The sequence below is a fragment of the Asaia sp. SF2.1 genome (assembly GCF_000505765.1).
Taxonomy (GTDB): Bacteria; Pseudomonadota; Alphaproteobacteria; order Acetobacterales; family Acetobacteraceae; genus Asaia; species Asaia bogorensis.
Genome location: NZ_AYXS01000012.1, coordinates 207,006 through 217,246, shown reverse-complemented (window position 1 = coordinate 217,246; position 10,241 = coordinate 207,006). Strand labels below are relative to the sequence as shown.

General features: G+C 61.3%; 8 protein-coding genes, 1 tRNA gene and 1 pseudogene. 3 read left to right on the top strand and 7 right to left on the bottom strand.

The window, feature by feature from the left end:
* The 7 genes and pseudogenes from P792_RS0118835 to P792_RS27305 form a co-directional block, all read right to left on the bottom strand.
* Positions 1-221: pseudogene (locus tag P792_RS0118835) on the bottom strand (hypothetical protein); the annotation flags it as partial.
* A gap of 6 nt (positions 222-227) precedes the next feature.
* Positions 228-1,004 (bottom strand): LPS export ABC transporter ATP-binding protein, encoded by a 777-nt coding sequence (gene lptB / locus P792_RS27330; RefSeq protein WP_023978504.1) that lies wholly within the window; start codon positions 1,002-1,004, stop codon positions 228-230.
* Positions 1,004-1,993, bottom strand: a complete 990-nt coding sequence (locus P792_RS27325; RefSeq protein ID WP_023978503.1) for an LptA/OstA family protein — start codon at positions 1,991-1,993, stop codon at positions 1,004-1,006. Before P792_RS27325 ends, lptB begins: the two co-directional genes overlap by 1 nt.
* Positions 1,993-2,775, bottom strand: a complete 783-nt coding sequence (gene lptC, locus P792_RS27320) for an LPS export ABC transporter periplasmic protein LptC (protein ID WP_023978502.1) — start codon at positions 2,773-2,775, stop codon at positions 1,993-1,995. Before lptC ends, P792_RS27325 begins: the two co-directional genes overlap by 1 nt.
* Positions 2,772-3,806: an SIS domain-containing protein gene (locus P792_RS27315; RefSeq protein WP_023978501.1), complete on the bottom strand. Its 1,035-nt coding sequence runs from the start codon at positions 3,804-3,806 to the stop codon at positions 2,772-2,774. Before P792_RS27315 ends, lptC begins: the two co-directional genes overlap by 4 nt.
* A 126-nt stretch (positions 3,807-3,932) precedes the next feature.
* Positions 3,933-4,580: a ribonuclease D gene (locus P792_RS27310; protein ID WP_023978500.1), complete on the bottom strand. Its 648-nt coding sequence runs from the start codon at positions 4,578-4,580 to the stop codon at positions 3,933-3,935.
* A gap of 69 nt (positions 4,581-4,649) precedes the next feature.
* A tRNA-Leu gene (locus tag P792_RS27305) sits at positions 4,650-4,736 on the bottom strand.
* Positions 4,737-4,848: 112 nt separating this feature from the next.
* On the opposite strand from P792_RS27305, the gene P792_RS27300 reads away from it, so the two are divergent.
* The 3 genes from P792_RS27300 to P792_RS38685 form a co-directional block, all read left to right on the top strand.
* Positions 4,849-5,784, top strand: a complete 936-nt coding sequence (locus P792_RS27300; RefSeq protein WP_023978499.1) for a complex I NDUFA9 subunit family protein — start codon at positions 4,849-4,851, stop codon at positions 5,782-5,784.
* Positions 5,785-5,962: 178 nt separating this feature from the next.
* Positions 5,963-7,423 (top strand): NAD(P)-dependent oxidoreductase, encoded by a 1,461-nt coding sequence (locus tag P792_RS27295; RefSeq protein ID WP_023978498.1) that lies wholly within the window; start codon positions 5,963-5,965, stop codon positions 7,421-7,423.
* 5 nt (positions 7,424-7,428) lie between these two features.
* Positions 7,429-10,241, top strand: a 2,813-nt coding sequence (locus P792_RS38685) for a glutamate synthase central domain-containing protein (protein WP_035439680.1), incomplete at its 3' end; no start/stop codon positions are given.

The following is a 10,241-nucleotide window of genomic DNA, read 5'->3' as shown; positions in this document are numbered from 1 at the left end:
TCGCCATCCCGCCAGTCCGGGTGGGCCATCGTGTCGGGTTCCGTGCTGCCGGCTTCTCCCGCAGGGGGGCTGACAAGCAGGAGCGGATTGGCTTCGGCCAGAAGAGAGAGTTCGGCCAGCAATTCATGGTTCGATAGCTGCAACAGGCCGATCGCCTGTTGCAGCTCCGCGGTCATGACAAGACCAGCGGTCTGACGCGCCTGAAACGTGAGGCGCGCCATCAGGACTCAGAGGGAGAAATTTTCTCCCAGATAGACGCGTCGTACGTCCTCATTGGCCACGATCTCCTCGGGGATGCCTTCCATCAGCACCTGACCCGAATGCATGATATAGGCCCGGTCGATGACCTCAAGGGTTTCGCGAACGTTATGATCGGTAATCAGCACGCCAATGCCACGGTCCTTGAGGTGGGACACCAGATCGCGGATTTCGCCCACGGCAATCGGGTCGATACCGGCCAGAGGTTCATCGAGCAGAATGTAGTTCGGCTGGCTGGCGAGGGCGCGAGCAATTTCAAGACGGCGTCGCTCGCCGCCTGAGAGGGCCAGAGAGGGCGAATGACGCAGATGCGAGATACCGAACTCGGCCAGCAGCCCATCCAGCATGGTCTGGCGGCGGTCGTAATCGGGCTCGACCACTTCCAGCGCCGCGAGAATGTTCTGCTCGACATTGAGGCCGCGGAAAATGCTGGCTTCCTGCGGAAGATAGCCGATACCGAGCCGTGCACGACGATACATGGGCAGCTGGGTGATATCGGCGCCATCGAGCGTGATGGTCCCTGTGTCAGGCTGAACCAGACCCACGATCATGTAAAAGCTTGTCGTCTTGCCAGCACCGTTCGGCCCCAGAAGGCCCACGGCCTCGCCACGCTGCACCTGGATCGAAACGTTTCGGACCACCTGACGCTTCTTGTAGCTCTTGCCGATGCCGTGCGCGATGAGTCCCGTCTGCACGGTGGGGTCATCGTGGATCTGCTGCAGGATGACGGTCTCGTTGTCGCTCATCAATGCGCGTCTCCGGGCTTGCTGCTGCCAGCTTCGTTGGGGATGACCAGACCTTCGATACGCTGGCCGGGTGCGGGGTTCATGATGGCAACGCCCGTCTTCATGTTCACGATGGCCGAGGCGCCGTTATTCTGGTTCTGGCCACTCGTCACGTGCACATGGCCGATAAGCCGCGCCATCTGCGTGTCGAACACATAGACGCCCCTGTCGCCTGTCGCGGTTTCATTGGGGGTGCGCAGCATGACATGGCCCCAGGCATAGGCGCGATCGAGCTTTGAGCTACGAGCGGTGCCATCGCCACCCGGTGCGGGCGCAGGGGCAGGACTCGCGCCGGCGGGGGGCGTGGAATCCGGCTTGCTGAACGCCACCAGCACATCAGCCTTGATGCGCTTGCCGTCATTGGTGGTTACGGTGGCATCGCCACGACCGACCGACATACGGGTCTGGCTGTGATATTCCATCACATCGCGCGCGGTCATCACATCCTGCGGCGTGGTCAACTTGAGCGCCTTGCCTGTCATGACGAGAACGCCCTGATCAATGTCGTAAAGCGCCTTGTCGCCCCAGGCCTGGTCGGTGCTGGTATAGATATGAACGTGCCCGATGGCCTCCATGCGATAGAGCTCCATCGATCCGCCCATGGCGCCGTCATCGCCAGGCTTTTTCTCGCCGTCCTGCTGCGTTGAATCACCCTGCGGCTTGGGGGCGTTGGGATCGGGCGCCTTCTTGCGCAGAAAACCGATGAGCTGATCCGCATCAATCGTCACGTCGCCACGAACAGCGCGCGCCTGATCGACGAAAGTGACCGTCTGGGCATCGTGATCATAGGTCTGGGGACCAGCAGAGCTGATATTGACCTGCTCGCCATGCGACATGTCGAGCGCCTGGGCATGAGCCTGCGGGCAAAGGAGGGCCTCAAGCGGGACGCCGGCAAGAGGAAGACCCATAAGGAGCGATCCCAGGGTCAGGGCAGGAATGAGGCGGCGCATCATGGGGCCTTCTGCGTGGAGGAGGTGCGGGCAGGGGAGGTGAGCGAGGGCATGGCATCCTGACGGTCATCATTGCGTATGACACGCTGCGGCCCCACGAATTGCAGAAGATTGGCGTGCTGGTCGATAAAATAGCCCTGGGCGTCGAGTATGCCAAATGGCCCCTCTGCATGAACCCAGTCATTCGACGCGATCACGCTGCGATGAAGGTCGATATCGGCGGTCAGACCGTTCAGCAGCGTGCCGTCGTCCCTGTACAGCACGACATGATCGGTCAGATTGAGCGTTTGCTCGTGCTGCATGTAAACGCCCTTGTCCGCCTTGATTTCGGCCCAGCCGCCGCCCGCCATATGCGTGTCGGCTACCGGGTCGACCAGATCGACACGATCGGGACCGTTCTGATGGGCGATGCGTGCCGTGATCATATAGGGGCGGTTATGGGCATCGAGGCCGCGATAGATAGCCCCTTCGAGATTGCCGCTCTCGACCCGCATCTGCGCCATTTCCTGCATGACGGCACGGTTGGCACTGAGCCAGCGCGCGATTTCCGGCCAGACAGCGATCGAGCCGAGAAGAACAGCGGCCGTGAGCGGAAGCGCCCATTTTGCCGTGTCGAGCAGGCGACGGCGCGAGGCAAGGTCCGACGATGTTGGGATATTTCGCTGGCGGGACTGCCCCTGTTCACGCATGGCCTCGCGCAGGGCGGCAAGCTTTGCCGCATCACGCGCAAAATCTTCGCGTTGCGGCGGCTTGCGGTCCTTGTTCTCCTGCGTTTCGGTCATGCGACGCCTGTGCGAAGCAGGTCGTGCAGATGGATGATACCGACCGGTCGCTGTGCCTCATCAAGCACGAACAGACTATTGATGGCCTTGCGCCTCGCGGTCATCAGATGAATGGCCTCCTGGGCGAGCATATCGCCACGGGTGGTGATTGGCGCGCGGTTCATGATGTCACCCGCCGTTGTCCTGTCGAGGTCGCGGGTCAGGGCCGGACGTAGATCGCCATCGCTTACGAGGCCGATGAGAACGCCGCTGGGGTCGACGATGCCCATACACCCGAATGCCTTGCGTGTCATTTCAATGATGACGCCCGATAGGGGCATGTCAGCCGTGCCAAGTGGCATGGCCTCGCCCTCATGCATCAGTCGGCGTACCGGGCGGAGCAAGGCGCCAAGGGAACCGCCCGGATGAAAGGCGCCGAAATCATCAGCAGTAAACCCGCGTCGTTCCAGCAGGGCAACGGCGAGGGCGTCACCAAGGGCAAGTTGCATCACCGCGCTGGTCGTGGGGGCGAGCCCCATCGGGCAGGCTTCCTTGCTGCGTGGCAGACAAAGCACAATGCTGCTGGACCGGGCCAGCGTTGAGCTGGGCGAGGATGTCATGCCGATGATGGTGATCGCATGGCGCGCGGCATGTTCGAGCAATGCGGCCAGTTCGGCCGTTTCACCGGATTGGGAGAGAAGCACCAGCACGTCGCGCGCTTCGATCATGCCCAGATCGCCGTGGGCTGCTTCAGCAGGATGGACGAAAATGGAGGATGTGCCGGTAGAGGCCAGTGTCGCCTGGATTTTTCTGCCGATATGGCCCGATTTGCCGATACCGGAAACCACGACGCGCCCCTTTGTGGCGGCGATACAGGCAACGGCCTCGCTGAAATGGTTCCCCATCGCCTCTGGCAAGGCGAGCGCGGATCGCAGTGCGGCCAGTCCGGCGGCCTCGGCGGCAAGGGTGGCCTGGGCACTCTCGATTGCCGCGTTGCGGGCGCGCTCGGAATCGGTACTCAAAGCGGAGCTGGAACGTGAAAGCTCGGTCATGCGTCCTCTTCCCGCTTTGCTGGCCTCAGGTCAATTACCCTGCCACGCCAAGCAAGGCGTTTCTATGACACGCCATGCGAATATCACACCGAGCGGAGCAGAGCAGAAGGGGAAGCGCGTCGGGGATCAGGCGCGATGGGAGAAGATATCGGGCTCTTCATAGCCCAGGATATCAAGCTGCCCACGGGCTGGCAGGAAATCGTAGCAGGCCTGGGCAAGCTCACGCCGGCCTTCACGGATGAGCAGGGCCTCAAGCTTGGCCCAGAGTGCATGCAGATGAAGCACATCCGAAGCGGCATAGCTCAGTTGCTCAGGGGAGAGAACTTCCGAACCCCAGTCAGACGTCTGCTGCTGCTTGGCCAGATCGACACCCAGCAATTCGCGGCACAGATGTGCCAGACCATGACGATCGGTAAAGGTGCGCACCAGACGGGCTGCAATCTTGGTGCAGATGACGGGCGCCACCTTGATGCCAAGGGCGTGCTGAAGCAGTGCCACGTCGAAGCGCGCGAAATGCATGAGCTTTGTCACGCTTTCATCAGCCATGAGCGCCTTGAGATTCGGGCAGTCCTCGTAGCGACCCCCCAGCGATTTCGGACGGATCTGCACCAGATGGGCTTCGCCGTCACCGGCAGAAAGCTGCACGAGGCACAGACGGTCGCGATGCGGGTTGAGGCCCATGGCTTCGGTATCGACGGCGACGACCGGACCCAGATCGAAATCGTCGGGGAGATCACCATCGTAAAGATGGATCGAAGCGCTCGGTGCGGCCATGTCTGGAAAACCCTGGGGCTAGAAAAAACGGAAGCCGACGATTTCTCGTCGGCTTTTCCGTTTTTCGTATGGTGCCCAGAAGAAGACTCGAACTTCCACGTCCTTGCGGACACAGGTACCTGAAACCTGCGCGTCTACCAATTCCGCCATCTGGGCTCAGAGGCTGTCCGGGGCGCCGTTTTTTTTCGGCATCCCGTTCGGTGAGGTGGCGTTTACCGGTGGATGTGGGGGGCGTCAACACCCCCCGTTGAAAAAAGAGGATTTTTTTATGGAAAACCCGGTCATCACCTTATTTGGCGGCAATGGCTTCATCGGGCGCGCACTCGTGCGCCAGCTTGTCGCGAAGGGGCATCATGTCCGCGTGGCCTCACGTGCGCCGCACAAGGCGGGCTCTCTTGTCGCCGAATCACCGCCGGGAACGGTCTTGCCTGTTTATGCCTCGGTGACGGATCGTGCGTCGGTGCGTGCAGCCCTGCAGGGTGCCGGGGCGGCCATCAATCTGGTCTCGATTCTGACAGAGAAGGGCGGGGCGACTTTCCAGCGCATGAACGCCGAGGCACCGGAACGCGTGGCTGAAGAGGCGCGTGCTGCAGGCGTGAAGCGATTCGTTCAGGTTTCGGCCATCGGTGCTGCGCCTGATTCGCCTTCACGTTACGGGCGTAGCAAGGCAGAGGGCGAGCGCAGGGTAAAAGCCGCATTCCCTGAGGCGACAATCCTGCGCCCAAGTGTTGTGTTCGGTCCGCAGGACAGCTTTCTGCGTATGTTTGGCCTCATGGCAAAAGTCCTGCCTGTCCTGCCTGTCTACTTTCCCGGAACGCGCCTTCAGCCCGTCTATGTCGAGGATGTCGCGAAGGCTGCCGCGCTCGCCCTGACGGAAAGCGGTCTGGGCGGAAGGCTGTTCGAGCTCGGCGGTCCTGATCGTCTCACCATGGCCGAGATCATGGCTTTCGTGGCGCAGTCCGTGGGGCGCACACCCCGACTTCTGACGGTGCCAGAGCGTGTTGCCCAGATACAGGCCAGTGTGATGGAGGTTCTACCGGGTAAGTTGCTGACGCGGGATCAGCTCGCGATGCTTTCGCAGGACAATATCGTGTCATCCGGGGCTGAGACCTTCGAAACCCTCGGAGTCGTTCCCCGGAGTGTGTATGATGTGGCACCGGAATATCTGAGCCAAATCAGCGCGTTGAGAATGATTCGCAAATAAATGGTCCGTTTCGGACCTAATAATTTGATATTTCTGTGTGTCCGCGCCATAAATCGTCAATATGGCCAGTGATAGGTAAGCATTGATGACTTATACGGGTCGTGAGCTTGTCTTACCTGTCCGTCATGTTTTTTGAGCGAGGCGACATGCGTCCGCTCGCCCTTGGGGAGGACGTGTCGTGGCCGAACGTATGCTGCAATTTGTGTCATTGCCGCAGGAGATGCCTGAGAAGCGTGACGCTGCCGAACGCCGGGAGGATTTCGGTGAAATCTACCGCGCTTTTGCGGTTGATCATGCCGAGCGTCAGGCCAGCCGTTGCTCGCAATGCGGCGTACCTTTCTGTTCGGTCCATTGCCCCCTGGGCAACAATATTCCCGACTGGCTGAAGCTGACGGCCGAGAACCGTCTGGAGGAGGCCTATCGTCTCTCCTCGGCGACAAATACCTTTCCTGAAATCTGCGGGCGCATCTGCCCGCAGGATCGTCTGTGCGAGGGCAACTGCGTCATTCAGAAGGATTTCGAGGCGGTTACGATCGGTGCCGTCGAGAAGTTCATCACTGAAACGGCTTTCGAGCAGGGTTGGGTCAAACCGCGCCTGCCGTCTTGCGAGCGTTCACAGAGCATCGGCGTAGTCGGTGCTGGTCCGGCCGGGCTTGCTGCGGCAGAATGGCTGCGGGCCCTTGGCTATCAGATTCATGTCTATGACCGTCATGATCGCGTCGGCGGGCTGATGGTCTATGGCATCCCGAGCTTCAAGCTCGAAAAGCACGTGCTGGCCCGTCGTCATGAGTTGCTCGAGGCACAGGGCATTGTCTTCCATCTTTCCACCCCCATAGGGGAAGGTGAGGGCGGCCTTTCTTTCGAGGCGCTTCGTGAAAAACACGATGCGGTCTTTCTGGGGACGGGCGTCTATCGTTCGCGTGAGGTTGCCGTGCCGGGCAGCGGACTAGGCGGTGTGGTTCAGGCGCTCGATTTTCTTACGGCGTCCAACCGCCGTGGTTATTATGAGACGCCGGGCGATGACTCCGTGCTGCACGCCAGGGGCAAGCATGTGGTGGTGATCGGTGGCGGTGATACGGCCATGGACTGCGTACGTACCTCCATCCGCCAGGGCGCCGAGAAAGTGACGTGCCTGTACCGCCGTGACCGGGCGAACATGCCGGGCTCGGTGCAGGAAGTGAAGAACGCCGAGGAAGAAGGCGTGAACTTCGCCTGGCTTGCGGCTCCCGAGGCTTTTCTCGGCGACGGCACCGTTAGCGGCGTGCGTGCCCATAAGATGCGTCTGAGCCTGCCCGATGCGTCCGGCCGACAGTCGGTCGAGGCCGTGCCTGAGAGCAGCTTCGTGATCGAGGCCGATCTGGTGATCAAGGCGCTGGGTTTTGACCCTGAGGATCTGCCGGGTGACTGGAATGCGCCGGAGCTGGCCGTGACCAAATGGGGCACGCTCAAGGTCACACCGGGACGATTCGAGACAAGCGTGCCAGGCGTTTTCGCAGGCGGCGATATCGTGCGCGGGGCCTCGCTTGTGGTTTGGGCCATTCGCGACGGACGTGAGGCCGCAGCTGAAATGCACCAATTTCTCTCTGGCACAGAGAGCATGACATCAGACCATGCCGCACAGGCAGTGGCGGCGGAGTAAGGGCCATGACCGAGAAGAGCTTCATCCAGTCCTATCAGGACAATGTCCGCGCCCTCGAAGGCCTTTATGACCCGACCATGGAGCGTGATGCCTGCGGCGTCGGGCTCGTGGCGGCACTGGACGGCAAGCGCCGTCGTGACGTGGTTCTGGCCGGTATCGCGGCGCTCAAGGCGCTCTGGCATCGCGGTGCGGTCGACGCCGATGGCAAGACCGGCGACGGTGCGGGCATCCATGTCGAGATCCCGCAGGATTTCTTCGCCGAGGCGATTCACAGCGCCGGTGATGACCATATCGAGGGTCGTATTGCCGTTGGCATGATCTTCCTGCCCAAGACCGATCTAGCCGCGCAGGAAGCAGGACGAGCGATCATCGAAAGCGAGATCCTCGATTTCGGCTATGGCATCTATGGCTGGCGTCAGGTGCCGATCGACACGGCCTGTATTGGTGAGAAGGCTAACGCGACGCGTCCCGAGATCGAGCAGATCATGGTGCGTAACCGCCTGAACCGTTCGGAAGCTGATTTCGAGCGCGATCTTTACGTCATCCGCCGTCGTATCGAGAAGGCTGCAGCAGCGGCTCAGGTCGATCTCTATGTGTGTTCGCTGTCGTGTCGTTCGCTCATCTACAAGGGCATGTTCCTTGCCGAGAACCTGACGGATTTCTATCCGGATCTTCTCGATGAGCGTTTCATCTCGCGCTTTGCGATCTACCACCAGCGGTACTCGACCAATACCTTCCCGACCTGGAAGCTGGCACAGCCATTCCGCCGTCTGGCGCATAATGGCGAAATCAACACGCTTTCGGGTAATGTGAACTGGATGCGCAGCCACGAGACGCGTCTCGCGAATGCCGAACTCGACCCCTATATGAGCGATCTCAAGCCGGTCGTTCAGGCGGCGGGCTCAGATACCGCCATGTTCGACAACGTGTTCGAGCTGCTCACCCATGCCGGGCGCGATGCCCCCATGGCCAAGACGCTGATGGTACCCGCCAGTGCCGGTGGCAATGCCGCCATGACTGACAAGCATCGGGCGCTGTTCTCCTACTGCAATGCTGTGATGGAGCCGTGGGATGGCCCTGCCGCCATCTGTGCGACCGATGGGCGCTGGGTTGTTGCCGGTCTTGACCGCGCGGGTCTGCGCCCGCTGCGCTATACCATCACGCAGGACGATCTGCTGATCGTGGGTTCCGAAGCCGGTATGGTGCGCGTGCAGGACGCCAATACGCGCATGAAGGGACGCCTCGGGCCGGGCGAGACGCTGGGTCTCGACCTTCAGGAAGCCAAGCTCTATGCGCCGCAGGAGCTGCTCGATCTTCTGGCCGAGCGTCAGGACTTCACCGCCTGGACGAAGCATATCCGTAATATCAGCTCCGTTGTGCGGGGCGATGTCGCCGAGCCGGTCCTGTTCAGCGCCGATCAGCTGCGCCGACGCCAGCTGGCCATGAGCCTGACGCATGAGGAAATGGAGACCATTCTTCATCCCATGGTCGAAACATCGGCAGAAGCCATCGGCTCGATGGGTGACGACACACCGCTTCAGGTTTTGTCGAGCACCTATCGCGGCTTGGCCCATTACTTCCGTCAGGGCTTCAGTCAGGTCACAAACCCGCCTATCGATTCCCTGCGCGAAATGAACGTGATGAGCCTCGTCACGCGCCTTGGTAATCTGGGCAACATCCTCGACCAGTCGCCCGAGCAATGCGACCTGCTGCAATTGCCGAGCCCTGTGCTCACCACGGGTGAGTTCGAGGCGCTGCGCAATTTCTGTGGCAAGGACGGCGCGACGGTCGATTGTACCTTCCGCGCCGCCGATGGCGAGGCCGGGCTGCGCGACGCTATCGCGCGCATCCGCCATGAGGCCGAGGATTATGTGCGCGGCGGCTGCACCCATCTCTTCCTCTCCGATGAGGGACAGAATGAAGAGCGCGTCGCGATCCCGATGATCCTCGCGACCGCCGCCGTGCATATCCATCTCGTGCGTCAGTCCCTGCGTACCTTCACCTCGCTCAATGTCCGCTCCTCCGATGTCATGGATGTACACGGCATGGCGGTGACGGTGGGCGTGGGCGCCACCACGGTGAACCCCTATCTGGCGCAGGAATGCATTGCCGATCGCTTGCAGCGTGGCCTCTTCGGCGAGCTGTCGCTGCGCGAGGCGGTAGAGCGTTATCGCAAGGCGCTCGACAAGGGTCTGCTCAAGATCATGTCGAAATCCGGCATTTCCATCGTTTCAGCCTATCGCGGTGGCTATAATTTCGAGGCCATTGGTCTGTCGCGCGCGCTTGTGGCCGAATTCTTCCCCGGCATGCCGTCGCGCATCTCGGGCATCGGTCTGCCCGGTCTGGCCCGCAATGCGCTCAAGGCGCATGAAACGGCTTATGCGGGCGGTGTGGACGCCCTGCCGATTGGCGGTTTGTACAAGCTGCGTCGCAAGGGCGAGGTTCACGCCTTCAGCGGCCAGCTCATCCACATGCTCCAGACGGCCGTCTCGACCGACAGCTTCTCACTGTTCAAGCGTTACGCCGATGCCGTGCGTCGTCAGCCCCCGACCGCTTTGCGCGATCTGCTCGATTTCCGCCGCGTGCGCGAGCCGATCCCTGTGGAAGATGTCGAGAGCATCACCTCCATCCGCCGTCGTCTCGTGGCTCCGGGCATCTCGCTTGGCGCACTGAGCCCGGAAGCGCATGAGACGCTCGCAATCGCCATGAACCGCATCGGCGCAAAGTCGGATTCAGGCGAGGGTGGTGAGGATGCTTCGCGCTTCACGCCGCGTGAGAACGGTGACAATGCCAGCTCGAAAATCAAGCAGGTGGCCTC